The organism is Aureibaculum algae (genome assembly GCF_006065315.1).
GTDB lineage: Bacteria > Bacteroidota > Bacteroidia > Flavobacteriales > Flavobacteriaceae > Aureibaculum > Aureibaculum algae.
Map to the genome: position 1 here is coordinate 4,680,178 of NZ_CP040749.1, position 17,705 is coordinate 4,697,882.

11 protein-coding genes are annotated in these 17,705 nt (G+C 33.8%); 4 read left to right on the top strand and 7 right to left on the bottom strand.

Features of this window, described 5'->3' with window-relative positions; genetic code table 11:
* Positions 1-7: 7 nt before the first annotated feature.
* The 3 genes from FF125_RS19815 to FF125_RS19825 all read right to left on the bottom strand — a co-directional run bounded on the left by FF125_RS19815 (position 8) and on the right by FF125_RS19825 (position 4,280).
* On the bottom strand, positions 8-2,224 hold the full coding sequence (locus tag FF125_RS19815; RefSeq protein ID WP_138951693.1) for a DUF7133 domain-containing protein: 2,217 nt from the start codon (positions 2,222-2,224) through the stop codon (positions 8-10).
* A 276-nt stretch (positions 2,225-2,500) separates the two neighbouring features.
* Positions 2,501-3,451 carry an MBL fold metallo-hydrolase gene (locus FF125_RS19820; protein WP_138951695.1) on the bottom strand — a complete coding sequence of 317 codons (951 nt, stop codon included), beginning with the start codon at positions 3,449-3,451 and terminating at the stop codon, positions 2,501-2,503.
* A gap of 25 nt (positions 3,452-3,476) precedes the next feature.
* Positions 3,477-4,280 (bottom strand): TPM domain-containing protein, encoded by an 804-nt coding sequence (locus FF125_RS19825; protein ID WP_138951696.1) that lies wholly within the window; start codon positions 4,278-4,280, stop codon positions 3,477-3,479.
* Positions 4,281-4,431: 151 nt separating this feature from the next.
* Between FF125_RS19825 and FF125_RS19830 the strand changes: the two genes are divergently transcribed.
* Both FF125_RS19830 and FF125_RS19835 read left to right on the top strand, forming a co-directional pair.
* Positions 4,432-7,575 carry a WD40/YVTN/BNR-like repeat-containing protein gene (locus FF125_RS19830; protein WP_138951698.1) on the top strand — a complete coding sequence of 1,048 codons (3,144 nt, stop codon included), beginning with the start codon at positions 4,432-4,434 and terminating at the stop codon, positions 7,573-7,575.
* Between the two features lie 172 nt (positions 7,576-7,747).
* Entirely contained in the window at positions 7,748-8,170 is a 423-nt protein-coding gene (locus FF125_RS19835) for a mechanosensitive ion channel domain-containing protein (protein WP_175418971.1), read from the top strand.
* Here FF125_RS19835 and FF125_RS19840 read toward each other — a convergent pair.
* From FF125_RS19840 to FF125_RS19850, 3 genes are all read right to left on the bottom strand, one after another.
* Positions 8,167-10,149, bottom strand: a complete 1,983-nt coding sequence (locus FF125_RS19840; protein ID WP_138951702.1) for a monovalent cation:proton antiporter family protein — start codon at positions 10,147-10,149, stop codon at positions 8,167-8,169. The two genes, FF125_RS19835 and FF125_RS19840, sit on opposite strands and share 4 nt — an antisense overlap.
* An 87-nt stretch (positions 10,150-10,236) precedes the next feature.
* Positions 10,237-10,869, bottom strand: coding sequence for a DUF6973 domain-containing protein (locus FF125_RS19845; RefSeq protein ID WP_138951704.1), 633 nt, complete (start codon positions 10,867-10,869; stop codon positions 10,237-10,239).
* A 1-nt stretch (position 10,870) separates the two neighbouring features.
* Positions 10,871-12,580 (bottom strand): M28 family peptidase, encoded by a 1,710-nt coding sequence (locus tag FF125_RS19850; RefSeq protein ID WP_138951706.1) that lies wholly within the window; start codon positions 12,578-12,580, stop codon positions 10,871-10,873.
* A 103-nt stretch (positions 12,581-12,683) separates the two neighbouring features.
* Here FF125_RS19850 and FF125_RS19855 point away from each other — a divergent pair, with 103 nt between their 5' ends.
* Entirely contained in the window at positions 12,684-13,976 is a 1,293-nt protein-coding gene (locus FF125_RS19855) for an aminopeptidase P family protein (protein ID WP_138951708.1), read from the top strand.
* Between the two features lie 122 nt (positions 13,977-14,098).
* Positions 14,099-16,528 carry a DUF4982 domain-containing protein gene (locus FF125_RS19860; RefSeq protein ID WP_138951710.1) on the top strand — a complete coding sequence of 810 codons (2,430 nt, stop codon included), beginning with the start codon at positions 14,099-14,101 and terminating at the stop codon, positions 16,526-16,528.
* 18 nt (positions 16,529-16,546) lie between these two features.
* Here FF125_RS19860 and FF125_RS19865 read toward each other — a convergent pair whose 3' ends face one another.
* The gene (locus FF125_RS19865) at positions 16,547-17,689 is read right to left on the bottom strand and encodes a saccharopine dehydrogenase family protein (protein ID WP_138951712.1); all 1,143 of its coding nucleotides are present in this window, start codon (positions 17,687-17,689) and stop codon (positions 16,547-16,549) included.
* Positions 17,690-17,705 lie beyond the last annotated feature (16 nt).

Below are 17,705 nucleotides of genomic sequence, written 5' to 3' on the forward strand. Positions count from 1 at the left end.
CATTTAATTACTTAAAAAGTGTATTAAGCTCAGCTTCTGTAAATTCTGATCCACTCTTTGATTTCTGGTTACGAAGTTCCTTTATTTTTTCAATACTTAAAGAACTTGGTTTTTTAGTAAAAGCACTGGTTATATAATTAATAATATCGTGTAGATCGGTATCAGAAATATTCGTATTATCAATTAAGCCAGGCATCGTGCCATTAAAATTATAAACGGTATTATTAATAGTTACTGACCCTTCTAATCCATGAAGTAAAACAAGTCCCAATTTTTCCATACTTGTTTTCAAATACTCTGAATCTAACAACGGAGGAGCTAAACCTTCAATTCCTTCACCACCAGAACTATGACAAGCAGCACAAATTTGTTGATACAAATGGGCTCCATTTGTCCGTGCATCTTTTGTTGGGCCTATTTTAACATACAATGTATTCAGCTTTTTATCCTCAAACTGTTTTATATTCTTGGTTAACACCTCAGCAAATAAAGTGTTTTTAACATTCTCCTTTTCAATCAATTCCTTTTGCAAACCAATAGTAGTGTCAGAAAACCCACTCACTAATGCCTCTTGAAAAATTTGGTGATTTTTATATTTTGCAGATAACATTTCAATAAAAGGTAAAAAGGCTTCTTTATTTACAGTTGCCCAATTGCCAATTATAGCACTTAAATAAAAGTCAAGCGTAATGCTATTTTTACCAATTAACTCTTTAAATAGAAGTGACGCAACATTTGTATTTTCTTTCTTAGCAAAATCTTCTAATAAAATAACAGCATGTGCACCAACCTCACTATTTCCATTTTTAGCAATATCTACAAGTGTTTCAAAACTCAAGGCATCTAAACCCTGTAATGCATACATGGCATGAAGCTGAGCCAATGGAGATTGCACTTCTTGTACTACATCATTCAATAAGTTTATAGTACTCTTATCTCCTTTTAAAATAATTAATTGTTGCACTCGATCTCTTAACCAGCCGTTTTCACTTTTTAACAAATTTACCAACGCTTCATTTGACAAACCATTTAAGTCAGGTACATTTTGTTTTTGAACGCCGGTTTTTGAAACTTTTAAAATACGTCCAAAATCTACTAAGGAGTCCAACTTTTCTTCTTTAGATTTCTTTTTTAAATATGGACTTAAGTACACATGATGTTGTATAACACCTCGATGCATATCTACAATGTACATATTTCCGTCAGGACCATTATTTAAATTAACAGGTCTAAACCCTTCATCTGTTGATGCTAAAAACTCTTTATCTTGGTAAGCCTGATTGGCCTCCGTATACACACCATTAAAGGTTAAAATATTTCTTTTCACCAAATTGGCAGCAGGTTCACAAACAAAAACATTCTGGTTATAATTATCAGAAAAATTAGTACCTCGATATACCAAAGGTCCGCAAGCAGCTGTGAAATGAACAAGTAGACTGTCCTTATCTAAAACTCCCTTTACATAACCACGATTTACGGGTGTTGGATATAACGGATATACACGTTGATTATCTGTTAATACTCTATTTAACCCTTCTTTTGGGGTATAAAATTTATTTCTAATTAACAAATTTGGCAATACATAATCACCTAATAGCTGCCTTGAATTATCATTAAAATAAAGCCGTCCGAAATCATCTTTTGTAATTCCCCATTGCCCACGAAAAGATGTTGGTTCTTTTATCCATTTACCATGTTTTTTCTGATATCTAAAATTAGATTTAGCACTATAAATCCAATTGTCAATATTCATTATTAAACCATTGGGTTGATGTTCTGGATTTCCATCAGGAGCGTAGAGAGAATCAACTAGTATTTTATTTTTTATTTGATCATTCTCAATTTCAGCAAACCATAAATTAGGCGGTTCAGCATATAATAACCCACCATAAACTAAAGCTAATGCCCTTGGCATAACCAGACTATCTACAACAATTTTGGCATGATCAGCTACTCCATCATTATCTAAATCTTCTAAAATTTTAATAGAAGCAATAGGATCCGTTTCTCCATTCATAAATCCAGGCATATCCACCACCCAAATGCGACCCTTATTATCAAAATCAATAGCAACTGGAGCATCTAATAAGGGTTCAGAAGCCACTAATTCTAAAGTAAAGCCTTCCTCTATTTTATAATCATCTAATGCGATAACTGGTTCCTCAAATACAGGTTTACAACTTAATAAAACAAGACAGGAAATAAGACAGGATAAAAATTTCATTTATTAAAAAGAGTGAGTTAATGGGACTTTTACAATTGTAATACAAATTAATAGAAATACTTCGACTTATACGATAATGTAGCGTCTAAATTTGGACGGATACTCCTAAGGTCCCCTAAAGGGGACAATCGTAATTGATTATATTTTGAATAAACTCAACCTACCTTAAGTTCTTATAAACTAAGTTCATTGTTATTATGAATTCTAATTGCGAAAATTATCACCTTGAGGGGACCTTAGGAGTGTTTTATCTTGTGATTTAATATTATGGAGAAATTAAAACGAAATCACCAAACCCTGTTTTGCAATATTAAACCCTTTATTTTGAACTAACTTCTGAGCATCACTCTCTTCAATTAATAATGGATTTGTATGATTAAAATGAATAAAAAAGACTTTCCTTTTGTCGCCTTCAGATAGGTTTTCAAACAAAGTCATACTTTCTTCAACAAAAGGATGTGGCACTTCGCTCATATCTCTATTAATTTCTCCTTCTTTAAAAAAGGTAGCATCTACTATGGCGAGGTCAACTTCTTTAATATAATCTGTTATTTTTCTATTCCATTTTTCCCACTTATCAATATCAGGAATATAGAGAGCCTTTTTATGTTGATTATGAATGATAAAACCGACCGTTTCAGAAAATTCATCACGATGCGGAACTTGAATAGGCATTACTGAAATTCTGCTATTCAATACGATAATGGAGTCTTGCTTTAATGGCCGTATATCAATATTTTCTAGCTCTATTAATTGACTCCAAGGTCCATTTTCTGTCAAAAACTGTTGCATTTTCGGCATTGCAAAAACGGGCATTTTTATCGCTCCAAGAGCTTCTCTACCTAAGAACATTAACCCTGTATAATGCCCAATATGAGCATGAGTTAAAAAGATACCATCAGGCAAGGGCTTATCCTTTACATATTTTGATAAAAGTTTAGTTTGGGCAGTAAAATCAGGTGTAGCATCAAAAATCCAACTTTCATTAGAAATAGGATCAATAACAGCTATTGAACTCACAAATCTTTTTAATTCTGGGTTTAGACTTACCCGATTACAGCATTCTTTTTGACACGCAATTTGAGGATAACCGGCATCTTGAGCATTACCTAATACTAAAATATAAGGATTATTTGATTTCGCAGAAACTGTAGGCTTTTCATCAACTTTATCCTGACAGGAAAAATAAGTAATCAAAATAATTACAGATATAATGCCTTTTTTCATAAGTTAATTTGTAACAATTCGTTTCTTACCAACTTCCGGAAGCTCCACCTCCGCCGCCCATTCCACCGCCAAAACCACCAAAACCGCCACCACTAGAACCACCACCAAAGCCACCGCCAAAGCCGCCTCCACCAAAACCGCCACGGCCAGCACGACTTAAAATAATAGCTTCTAATATTGATTGCGTAGCTCCATTTCGTTTATTCCCACCATTTCCGCCATTTCGTTTATTTCGACCCGAAAGTATAATCAGCAAAACAATAACAAAAATGATAATAAATACAACAGGAATTCCACCTCCACCATCACCTTGTGGAGTACCTTTATATTCACCATTGAGGATTTGCATAATTGCAGAAGTAGCTCTATCTAATCCCTCATAATAATTTCCTTGTTTAAATTGGGGAGTAATGATAGTTTCAATAATACGTTTAGATAATGCATCAGTTAATAAATGCTCAACACCATAACCAGTTGATATGGCCACCTTTCGTTGATTTGTATCTAAAACTATCAACACTCCATTATCTTCTTTAGCTTGGCCTAAACCCCATGCGGCTAACATCTGTGCCCCATAGAAATTTATATCATCTACAATATCATCCCTTATCGCTATTGCTATTCCTGTTGAAGTGGTGTCTGCGTAATTTTTTAACTTAAGATTTAATTGTCTCTGCTCATTATCAGATAATAAATTTACATAATCTTGAACTGCTTTATCAGGATGTTTTTTTTCAGGAATATCTTGAGAAAAACTTTGAATACTAAAGCCAAATAATAAAAAAGCAATAATTATAAAATGAAAATATTTAAATCTGGTTTTATCCATTGTTTGCAACGAAAGTTTCAAAAATTATTGAACCTGCAATATACTAAAAAGTACTCACATTATTTGTGTAATTGCAGCAGGGTTCTTTTATGAAAATTGTATTTCATATAAATAACAATTACTTTAGTAGTCTTTATAACTAACCTATACTATGAAAAAACTCACCCTTCTTGCATTCTTTATTTCCACGTTGTTAAATGCACAACAATTAGATTTAGAAAAACTAAAGAGTATGAAACCTCGTAATATTGGTCCTGCGGGTATGAGTGGTCGCATTACTTCAATTGATGCTGTAGATAACAATCCTGATATTATCTATGTTGGAGCCGCTTCTGGTGGCGTTTGGAAATCGGAAAGTGGTGGCATTGACTGGAAACCCATTTTTGACAAACAACCTATTCAAGGTATTGGTGCAATTGCCATTCAACAGAGCAATACAGATGTTATTTGGGTTGGAACCGGAGAAGGGAATCCAAGAAATAGCTTAAATGGCGGATATGGAATTTACAAAAGTCTTGATGCTGGAGTTACTTGGAAACTTATGGGCTTAGAAAAAACGCGGAATATCCATAGAATAATTATTGACAAAGACAATCCCAATACCGTTTATGTAGCGGCAATCGGTTCTCCTTGGGGTGAGCATCCTGAACGTGGTGTTTTTAAAACTACGGATGGTGGTAAAACATGGACAAAATCACTTTTTGTAAATAATAAAACGGGGGCTGCCGATTTGGTAGTTGATGCTAATAATCCGAATAAATTAATTGCAGCCATGTGGGAACACAGACGTAAACCATGGACTTTTAATTCAGGTGGTGAAGGTTCGGGATTATATATCACCTATGATGGTGGTGAAAATTGGACAAAAAAAACAGATAAAGATGGACTTCCAAAAGGCAATTTAGGTCGGATTGGATTAGCCATTTCTCAAAGCAACCCGAAAGTGGTTTATGCCTTAATAGAATCAAAGAAAAATGCCTTGTACAAATCAGAAGATGGAGGTATTAAATGGACAAAAATAAATGACAAACCCGAAATTGGTAATCGTCCTTTTTACTATTCCGATTTGTTTGTTGATTCTAAAAATGAAAACAGATTGTACACGGTTTACACCTATGTTAATGTAAGTGATGATGGCGGAAAATCCTTTAAAGAATTAATGCCTGCGTACAATTCAGATTCAGGTATTCATCCTGACCATCATGCTTGGTATATCAATCCTAATGATCCAAGTTTTATGATTGATGGTAATGATGGCGGATTAAATATTACACGTGATAAAGGTAAAACTTGGCGTTTTGTAGAAAACCTTCCTGTTGGACAATTCTATCATATCAATTTCGATATGGATTATCCGTATAACCTTTACGGCGGTATGCAAGATAACGGTTCATGGATTGGACCAGCATACGTATTAAAAGCTCAAGGAATTAGAAATTCATATTGGCAAGAACTTATGTTTGGCGATGGTTTTGATGTAATTCCAGACCCAAAAAATTCTCGCTACGGGTACGGAATGTCTCAACAAGGTTCTGTTGGTCGATATGATAGATTAACTGGAAATACGAAAATGATTCGTCCTACGCATCCTGACCCTAATGTAAAACTTAGATTTAATTGGAACTCAGCAATTGCTATGGATCCATTTGATAGTGAAACCCTATATTTTGGAAGTCAATTTGTACATAAAACTACGAATAAAGGCCATGAATGGGATGTAATTTCTCCAGATTTAACCACTAACAATCCTGAAAAACAAAAACAACACGAAAGTGGTGGAATTACGATGGATGCCACCGGAGCCGAAAATCATACCACTATTTTAGCCATAACCCCAAGTACCTTAGAGAAAGGATTACTATGGGTGGGCACGGATGATGGACAAATACAACTGACTAGAAATGGTGGTGAAACATGGACCAATGTTACTCCTTTAAAACATAAAAAATTCCCTAAAGAAAGCTGGATAACTCAAATTAAAGCTTCTACATTTAATGCTGGTGAAGCGTATGCCGTAATCAATAATTATAGAAATTTCGATTTTAAACCTTATTTATTCAGAACCAAAGATTATGGTAAAACTTGGGAAAGTTTGTTAGACAATCAAGAGGAGACGTTTGGGTATTCTCTCGCTTTAATTCAAGACCCAATAGAAAAGAAATTAGTATTTCTTGGTACAGAAAACGGATTATATGTTAGTTTAGATGAGGCCAACACATGGACCAAATGGACTAACGATTACCCAAGTGTATCTACAATGGATTTAGGTATCCACCCACGAGAACACGATTTAGTCATTGCCACTTTTGGTCGTTCTATGTATGTATTAGATGACATTAGACCTTTACGGACATTAGCTAAAGAAGGCAGTCAAATTTTAAACAACCCATTAAAAGTGTATGACTCGCCAGATGCATTTATCAACCTCATCCAGCAACCATCAGGTACTCGTTTTGGTGGCAATGCACTATTTAATGGAGAAAACAGATCATTAAGAGGAGCAAAAATCAATTACAGTATAAATAAACCAACAGATACGGCAAAAAGTAAAAAATCTGATTCCATTACGTTGAAAGTTTATAATTCCAAAAACGAATTGATTAGAACATTAAAACAAAAAGCACCAAAAGAAAGTGGACTGCAAAAAGCAAGTTGGAATTTAGATGAAAAAGGTGTTAGAGGTCCTTCTAGAAAAATTGCCAAAAAAGATAGTCCTGAACCCCGTGGCGTAGGTGTATTACCTGGCAATTATAAAGTAGTAGTTCATTATGGCAACCATAAAGATTCCACTACCGTAAAAGTAGCTTACGACCCACGTGTAGAAATGCCATATGATGTTCTAAAAAGAAAATATGACTTACAAAAACAATTAGAGCAACAGATGGAATTAACAGGAAAAGCAGTTGCTCAATTGAACGAATCTAAAGAAATTGCAACCACGTATAAAAAGCAGTTTAAAGACGTAGATGCCAAAAAATATAAAGAAGTCATTAAAAAAAGTGATTCTATCGTTACGTCTATTAATAAACTAATTGATGCTATGATAGGCAAAGAAGACAAGCGACAAGGCATTACACGGAACCCAGAACCAACTCCTATGAACTTTTTAAGTACAGCCAGAAGGTATGTAGGCAGTTTACAAGAAAAGCCTGGAAAAACACAACTAGAATTGATAAAAAATGCGGATGAAAAAGTTTCTGAAGTAATGACAAAAATAGATAATTTCTTTGCGACTGAATGGCCAGCATATAGAAAGGAAATTGAGGGGATTGATTTTTCGTTGTTTAAAGATTAAGCATTATTTTTAGGTAATTTTCTAATACATAGAATACCTAATTAGCATAAAATTAAAATCTGATTGTATTATAATTACACACCATCAATAAAAAAAATGAATGAACCTATTAGAAATTAAAATACTCCAAACGTTAATCGGAATAGTTCTATTCTTTTTACTCCGGTTGCTAATGAATAAGCTAATTGAAAGGACTGTTTCTAAAAATGTTTTGCAAAAAACGAGAGGTAAGATTATTAAAAAGATTGTTTTTATTGTACTTGTAACAATTACAATCATTTTCGTGCTTACCGTTTGGGGTATTGATCAGGCTGAGCTATTTCTATTTATGGCTTCTGTATTAACGGTTATTGGGATAGCACTATTTGCTCAATGGTCACATTTATCAAATCTAACTTCCGGCCTGATTATCTTTTTCAATCATTCAGCAAAATTAGATGATACAATTATTATCATTGATAAAGACTTTGAGGTAGAAGGAAGAATAAGCGATATTGGACTTTTTTTTATTAAATTAAAAACAAAAGAAGGGGAAGAAGTTTTATTACCCAATAATATATTCTTACAAAAGATGATCAAAAAGAAAATTACTTAGTTCACATACTTCCTAAAATTCTCAATATTTTCTGAGCTCCCTTGAATATATAATAAATCGTTTTGGTAAATTTTTTGATCAGGACGGATGTCGTCTATTATCTTACCGTCATGTGATATTGCCAAAATACTGATACCATATTTAGCTCTAATATTAGCTTCTTTGATGGTTTTACCATTAATTTTACTACTATCGCAAGTTACATTTACACAGGTAATATTAAAGTCAGGTATTTGTGCATTTGTAAAAGTCTTAGGCAGTTTTTTCTTCATTTGAAAAATGTCATAATTATTAGAACGGACATAATCAATAAGATTATCTATTGTACTTTCTGGCACTAAAAAGTTGTGCATTACTCTTGAAAATATTTCAATTGACGTCTCAAATTCTTCTGGTATGACATCATCAGCACCTAAGGCTAATAATTCGCTAATTTCTCGAACATATCGCGTCCGTACCAAAATATGAACTGACTTTGAAATGGAACGTATATTTTTTATTACTATTTTGGTATCTTCTTTATCTGCTATCGCTATGACAACAGACCGTGCTTTTACAATATTTACAGTATCTAAAATATGAGGTAACGAACCATCTCCAAAAATAATAGGAATATCCTCTTCTTTTGCTTTTTTAACTTTTGCCGCATCCATTTCAATAACCACGTAGGGTATATTAGCATATTTTGCTGCTTTCGCTAAATTTGAACCATTGATTCCATACCCAATAATTATTAAATGATTTGTCATATCATTATCTATAACACTTTCATTGTCTTGTTGCCCAACAAGATTTTTGTCCATTCTTTTACCCCATTTCGTCTTTAAAATTCCATTTGCAAACCTATGGGAAAACATAATTACAAAAGGGGTTAAAATCATAGATATAATAGACACTGATAAAAAATACTGATTCGTCTCTACACTTAATAGATTGTATTGCACTCCAACTTTAGACAGAATAAAAGCAAATTCCCCAATTTGAAACAATGATAAAGCAGTAAGTATGACCGTTTTTGGCGGATACCTTAAAACAGCCACAGCAATAGTAATAGCAAAAGTTTTTATTGCAAATACTACCGCTACAAGTAATAAGACAATACCAATATGATTTAGAAAAAAGGTAACGTCTAATAACATACCAATTGAGATAAAAAAGATACTGGTAAATAATTCTCTAAATGGTAAAATAATACTAGTTGCCTGATGCGAATATTCAGACTCTGATATAATTAACCCTGCTAAAAAGGCACCTAAAGCTAAGGACAAGCCCGCTTCTGAAGTTAAATAGGCTACCGCAAAACAAATGGTAATTGTCGTTAATAAAAAAAGTTCTTTACTTTTTGTTTTTGCTACTTCAAACATCAATTTAGGTACAATATATCTTGCACTTACTATGGTAACCAATACTACAATAATTGATTTTACAACTAAAGTGATTACACTCATAGTTACATTTTCAGAAGCTCCTGATAGTAAAGGTGTCACTAACATCATGGGTACCACAATAATATCTTGAAATATAAGTATGGCCAATGCATTACGACCATGGGCCGTCTTCATTTCGTTTCTATCTTGTAATATTTTTAAGACAATTGCAGTACTGGAAAGTGAAAATAGAAACCCTACAAAAACAGATTCTTCAATCGTATTTCCTAAAAAGTAATAGGCAAGTCCTGAAATTAAAATGGTAAGCCCTACCTGCAATGAGCCTCCAATAAAAACCGTATTTTTAATGGATGCCAATTGTTTTAATGAAAGCTCCATACCAATCACAAACATCAATAAAATGACCCCAATTTCTGAAATTACTTCAATTTGATCACTCGCTGCTATTAAGCTAAATCCGTGAGGACCAATTATAATTCCTGTAATTAAAAATCCTAAAATAGAAGGTAACTTTAAGCGTTGCAATAGAAAAACAATCAGAATAGAAAACCCTAATAGAATTACAAAGTCTTGTAAAAGTGGTAAATGCATAATAAGTATGGTTAAAAAGGTGTAATAGCTCCTACAAAAATTCTAAGCGAAAGTATAAAAAACAGGACTAAACTACAGCATGTTAAGTCATAATTTATGGGTAGGTATCAGACATTTATTATTTTCCCAAGTTCCTTTTAGAGCTTCAATTGAAAGAATTTGCCCTTGACAATCCAAAAAATTACCTGCAGCATCTTTTTTTAGCATCTTTAGTTTACCGTCAAGGACAGCGTCTAACAAATAATTTATAATCGTACTTTTTGAGGCTGTTTTATACTTTTTACCCAATTCAGCTCCCACATTATTATTGAATAAATCCATATCTGAAGCTGGCTTATCAGGTAAAATTCCATCTTCCAATTGTCTTTTTTTGTAGGTAAGATAATTACCCTTTTCATGAGCTTTTCCTAAACCTAATGCTGCACTTTTTCCAATACTCTGTGCAGATCTTGCCATCCAAAAACTATGCTTAAATGCATCTAATTGTCCGCCATTAATGTCGTTACCAATTGTATTTGTATTAGCAATAGAATCCGTGGTAATTAGTGCCTCTTTTGAAATCTGATAGGCTTTTTTTGCTTTAAAGGGGTGAAAAACAACCCAGGATCTTTCAGGTTTTGATAATTTTGAAAATGATTCTTTTAACCGTGGCGAACAATTTAAAAATAGAGCAAACAATAAAAAAGAAACTAGTATTTTTTTTACAATAGTAAATAGCATTTTATTTCAATGATTTGATATAATTTTCGGTCTGCTTTTTCAGTTGTTCTTTACTCTTATGTATGGCGTTTTTTAAATCTCCTTTTGAATCAGCTGCCATATCATTTAATGAGTCCATTGTTTTTTGATACCAATCGTTCCAAGCGGTAAGAATTTCTATTTCCGTTGCAATAGTGTTACCATCCGCTAAGGATTTTTGAGACAATAAAAACTCATCTTTCAATCTTTTTTTAGCTCTTATATTGATATTTTCTAATTCTGCTAACGCTGTTTCGGAATCTGAATTTAATAGAACAAACGCACTTACTAAAGCTCCGGTACCCACATTTTTTAACGTTTCTTGAGACACCTTATCTATTCTATCATTATCCGTATGGTAAAATTGATCTGTAAAATGCCACAAAAGCAATCCCGGAATATCAGCTTTTAAAAAGGGTGTATGATCGCTACCACCTTCAAATGGATTGGTACCCACATCCCATTTTGCAAATTTACCTTGTTCTTCAAAAACGTTAAGAATAAAGTCATTCAAATAATGTGGTTTCATGTCTTTTAACTTCAATGGTCTTCCTCCCCACTCGGTATGGGTATCCTTTCCACGAGTCCAAATTGCACTCGGATCTGGCATCTTTTCAATTAAAAAAGTACCTCCCGTCAAGGCCGTATTTTCGCCTACCATATCTAGACTTATTCCCCATTTTATATGAGAAGCTCTTAGACTATCTTCTTCAATATATCTTCGGGTAGAAACAATTTCATCTCCCCATAAAAAAGTTAATGTTCTATCTAAATTTGCACTTTTATCATTAATAAATTGAGCAGCTATTTGTGCCATTTCTAACTGAACACCAACTCCAGTAGCATTATCGTTTGCACCCGGTTCTTGAATATGAGCACTAAAAACAAGTCTTTCTTTGGGTTTAAGAGCTCCCTTTATTTCAGCAACAACGGTCAATTCTTCAGAATGATATATCTTTGTATTTATTTCAGCATGTACCTTTACATTGCCTTTACTTAAAGCCTTTTTCAAGGTCTCTTTCGCTTGATAAGACAACGCCATACCCCAAAGGTTATTTTCGTTATACGGAATACTTCTAAACTGGATAGAGGTAACATTCTTTTCTGGTTGTAAATAATCAGGCATATTATAGGTTAGCATTCCTAAAACTCCTTTTTCCATAGCCAGTTTATAAACAGCGTAAGGGCTCATTTCTGCAAAAACTATTTTACCCTTTACATCCGTTTTTTCTAAATCTTTTTTATCTTTTATATAAACTACCTCTCCAATAACTCCACCTTTTGGTGTTGAAGGAGAATTTAAATAGGTCATATTTCTATTGGAAGTCGATTCTAGCAATGGCAATTTTTCCCCTTTAATAGTTAAACGAGCATCAACAGGTTCCCAAGTAGGGTTTTTAAGTGGTCTTTTTTCAACTCTGTAGATTAACCTATCCATTTCATTGGCATCCTCTTCTAAAACATAACCTGCTTTTTCTAAGGTTTCGGTAATATGATAAACACTTTCATTGAACCCTTTATTACCAACCACACGCCAATATTGCTCTACAAAAGCAGTGGTTTTATAGGCTTGATCGCCAGTAAATTCAGCCCTCACCAATGAGAAATATTCTGAAGTCTTATCATTTGAATTTTGAGCAGTACTAATTGCAAAGAACAATACAGCAACGTAAAAAATAAATTTTTTAAACATAATATAAATTAATAACCGAAAACTACTAAATAAATATGAATTCAACAGCTAATACTCTCTAAGATTTAATAAATTTGTAAGACTAATGTGAAAAAACAAGACCATGAAATACCATCTTATTGACAATACTCTTTTTATAAAAAACCGTAAAAATTTCATGGCTCAGATGAGGCCGAGTAGTTTAGCCGTATTTAATTCTAATGATATTTATCCGATAAGTGCAGATAGCACAATTCCTTTTGAACAACATCGTGATATTTTCTACTTAAGTGGAGTAGATCAAGAAGAAAGTATTTTAGTACTGTTTCCTGATTGCCCGAAAGAAAAGCATAGAGAAATTCTCTTCTTAAAAGAAACGAATGAACATATTGCCATTTGGGAAGGTGAAAAACTAACCAAAGAAGCCGCTTTTAAAACCAGTGGAATTAAAACTGTTTACTGGTTGCAAGACATGGAAAAAGTGCTCTTTGAATTAATGACTCAATGTGATACCGTTTATATTAACACCAATGAGCATTATCGTGCTTCTGTTGAAACCGAAACACGTGAAGACCGCTTTACAAAATGGTTAAAAGATAAATACCCAGCTCATAGTGTAGCTAAGAGCAACCCTATTTTACAACGCTTACGCTCTGTAAAAGATCAAATTGAAATAGACCTAATTCAGCAAGCTTGTGATATTACGAATAAGGGATTTAGACGCGTACTAAATTTTGTAAATCCCGGTGTTTGGGAATATGAAATTGAGGCTGAATTTATGCACGAATTTTTAATAAACAGATCTAAAGGTTTTGCCTATACACCAATTATTGGTTCTGGAAATAATGCAAACGTATTGCATTATATTGAAAACAACCAACAATGCAAAGCGGGCGAATTAATCTTAATTGATGCCGGTGCTGAATATGCAAATTACGCTAGTGACATGACACGTACCATACCTGTTTCTGGAAGATTTAGCAAAAGACAAAAAGAAGTTTACAACGCAGTAAATCGTGTTAAAAATGCAGCCACAAAAATGTTAATCCCAGGAACTGACTGGGCTGAATATCATGTAGAAGTAGGTAAAATTATGACGTCAGAATTACTTGGTTTAAATTTATTGGACAAAGCTGATGTTCAAAATGAAGATCCGGACTGGCCTGCTTATAAAAAATATTTTATGCATGGTACTTCTCATCATATGGGATTAGACACACATGATTATGGTATTTTAACAGAACCCATGCAAGCCAATATGGTTTTTACGGTAGAGCCAGGTATTTATATTCCTGATGAAGGTTTTGGTATTAGAATAGAAGATGATGTTGTAATTCAAGAAAAAGGCGAACCTTTTAATTTAATGAGAAATATCCCTATTGAAGTTGATGAAATTGAAGCGTTGATGAATAAATAGGAAGCTTATACATACCTGTTTGGTAGTACCATAACTATTTAAAATTATAGCTTAGTTTTTTTGTAGTGCATTATAACTGATGAAATAGAGTAAAACCTTTTTCTAAGAAAAAATTCTTAACCATGAGTAAAACCCTGATTTCACTTATTTTAATATGTCTTTATATTCCTATTTCAATAGCACAAACACGCTCTGTAATAGAACTTGACAAAGGTTGGAAATTCCAAAAAGGAGAGAACAGCCAAGCGTATCAAAAGGACTTTAATGACGCTAAATGGCAAGATATAACTGTTCCTCACGATTGGGCAATTTACGGTCCATTTGATAAAGAAATTGATAAACAAACTGTTGCAATTGAACAGAACGGAGAAAAAGTAGCTACTGAAAAAACGGGTAGAACGGGAGCCTTACCTTATGTAGGGACAGCCTGGTATAGAAACGAATTTACACTTCCTCAATATAAATTAGGACAGAAAGTTCTCATTGCTTTTGAAGGAGCTATGAGTGAACCTAAGGTTTTTTTAAATGGTAAAAAAGTAGGCGAATGGGCGTATGGGTATAGCTATTTTTACTTTGATATAACTGATGACTTTATCGCTAACCAAACGAATGTATTAGCCGTTGAATTATCAAATCTAGGTTCATCTTCCAGATGGTATCCCGGAGCAGGTTTATATCGTAAAGTGCAACTTATTGTTAAAAATGAACAAAGTATTCATCACTGGGGTACTACTATAACCACACCTGTTATTTCAAAAGAAATGGCTAAGGTTAACATTAAAACAAAGGTCACAGGTAAAAATTTAAACGTAGTTACTTATATTTTAAACGCTCATAAAGATACCGTTGCTACCAATAAAACGGATGCTATTTTCGGCAATGAATTTGAACAAAATATAGCGGTAGTACATCCTAAATTATGGAGCCCTGAACGTCCTTATTTATACACAGCCATTTCACAATTATACGAAGGCAAGACCCTTAAAGATGAAATTGAAACCCGTTTTGGTATTCGTGAAATAAAGTACGAAGCCAACAAAGGATTTAGCTTAAATGGCAAGGTCAGAAAATTTAAAGGGGTTTGTTTACATCATGACTTGGGACCCTTAGGTACCGCAGTGAATAAATCTGCTTTACGAAGACAATTGCAGATTTTGAAGGATATGGGTGTTGATGCTATCCGCAGTTCTCACAATATGCCATCTATAGAACAATTGGAATTATGTGATGAAATGGGACTTATGTTCTTAGCAGAAAGTTTCGATGAATGGGCAAAACCAAAAGTTGAAAATGGATACAACCGTTTTTTCGAAGCATATGCTGAAAAAGACGTAGTCAATTTAATTCATGCTACGCGTAATCATCCTAGTATTATCATGTGGAGTGCAGGCAATGAAGTGCCAGATCAATGGGGTTCAGAAGGCGTAAAAAGAGCGAAATGGCTACAAGACATATTTCATAGAGAAGATCCTACACGACCTGTAACAGTAGGAATGGACCAAGTGCAATCTGTTATGGAAAATGGATTTGGAGCTTTATTAGATATCCCAGGACTTAATTATAGATTACCATTATATGAAGAAGCCTATGAAAAATTTCCGCAGGGTTTTATTTTAGGTTCCGAAACGGCTTCGACTGTAAGTTCAAGGGGAATTTACAAATTTCCGGTTGTACAAGCTAAAATGAAACAGTATGACGATTTTCAAAGCTCGTCTTATGATTTAGAAGCGTGCAGTTGGTCTAATATTCCTGATTTAGATTTTGAATTACAAGACGATAAACCTTGGGTTATTGGTGAATTTGTTTGGACAGGATTTGATTATTTAGGAGAACCTACACCTTATGACGACCAATGGCCTTCACGCAGTTCTTATTTTGGAATTTGCGATTTAGCAGGCATTCCGAAAGACAGATACTATCTTTATAGAAGCCGATGGAATACAGAAGACGAAACTTTACATATTTTACCGCATTGGAATTGGAAAGGACGTGAAGGTGAAATTACACCCGTATTTGTTTACACCAATTACGACAGTGCTGAACTTTTTGTTAATGGAAAAAGTATGGGCATTCAAAAAAAGAATAAGACAACCCCTCAAAATCGGTATCGATTAATGTGGATGGATGTGACCTATGAACCCGGTACCTTAAAAGTTGTTGCTTTTGACAAAAATGGAAATCCTGTAGCAGAAAAAGAAATCCACACGGCAGAAAAACCTTATAAAATTGTTTTGGATGCTGATAGAAAAACATTAAAATCCAATGGAAAAGATTTGGCTTTTATTACCGTTTCTGTAGTTGATAAAAATGGTATTCCTTGCCCTACTGCCACCAATCAATTAAACTTTAAGGTGAAAGGTAACGGTTTTTACAAAGCCGCTGCCAACGGTGATGCTACTTCACTAGAGCTATTTCACTTACCAACCATGAAATTATTTAGCGGTAAATTAGTTGTAATCGTCTCTTCTAAAGAAGAAGCCGGTACAATAAAATTATCGGTTCGTGGTAAAGGTTTAAAAAGTGGAACAATTGAATTGAAATCCACTGATTAACTTTAAGTAACAAGTCATTTAAACCTCCCCATAAACACGCTTAATAAATGCACCATTTAAAAAGGTTTTAGCTTCTAACTCACTTTGGAGCGTAATGCCTTTTATTTTATTTTCTAACAACCATTGAATAGATTGCACTAAAGGTGCCGCTGTGGTCGTCTGAATTGCTCTAAGCAAATGTTTACCTACCTTTTGAGGTTTTATATTTTTAGCAACTTCATGTCGACGTAAAACACCGTTTGTGTCTTTTCCTTCTACTGCGGCATAAATAACAATCTGATCATCTTCTATATTTGGGATTTTGGCTAACATAATTTCTTGTAAATCAGCAATTAAAGTGTACTTGTTTTTTAGCTCTTTCAATTGTGTATCTACCCAGTGGTAATGGCCTGGATGACGTAAAGTTTTATAATCTAATTTACGTACTTTTCCACTTAGGGCATCTGGCAAATCAGCAGCTCCATCAGAAGTCAAATCTTCCTCATAGGAAATGCCATCAATAATGATCGTTGCTCGTTCTGATAAAGCAGGAATTGTAGCCTTTTTATAATCACGAATTACTACACAATCTTTTATGTATTCTGTAGCCACGCCAATAGGACTCCAAGTAAAACCATAGAAATGTGGTGCCACTGCATTTTTAGTTAGAGCACCTACTTTAAACTCTAATATATCAACCTTTTCAACATGATACTGTTTGCAAAACTCTTGAAACATATAATTGGCCAAGACATCAATATACCCAGGAGCCAATCCTGTTTGCAAGACAAAACCTGTATCGGCATTTTGGGCGAGATCCATAATTTGATTGGTTTCAGCTACATATTCGGTAAGGTTCGCATAATTAAGCTTATAATCTTTCGCAAAACCAGCCATTTTTGGAGCCAATTTACCTGGCAAACAATCTAAAAGAGCATCTCCTTTACTAAAAATGCTAATCATCTCCTTGGTAACTTCATCTGAACTCAGATGAAAAGGAATTATTTCACACTTTTTTGTTGTACCATTTTCTATCCACTTTGCTACTTTTTGAGCTTTAGCTAAGGTTCTATTTCCTATATAAATTGTAGGTGTTATCGTGCTCCACTCTGCTAATATAAGTCCGGCAGCCTTTGCTATACCACCCGCTCCGGCAATAATGATATTAAAATGAGTTTTCATAATTCGAAGTAATTAA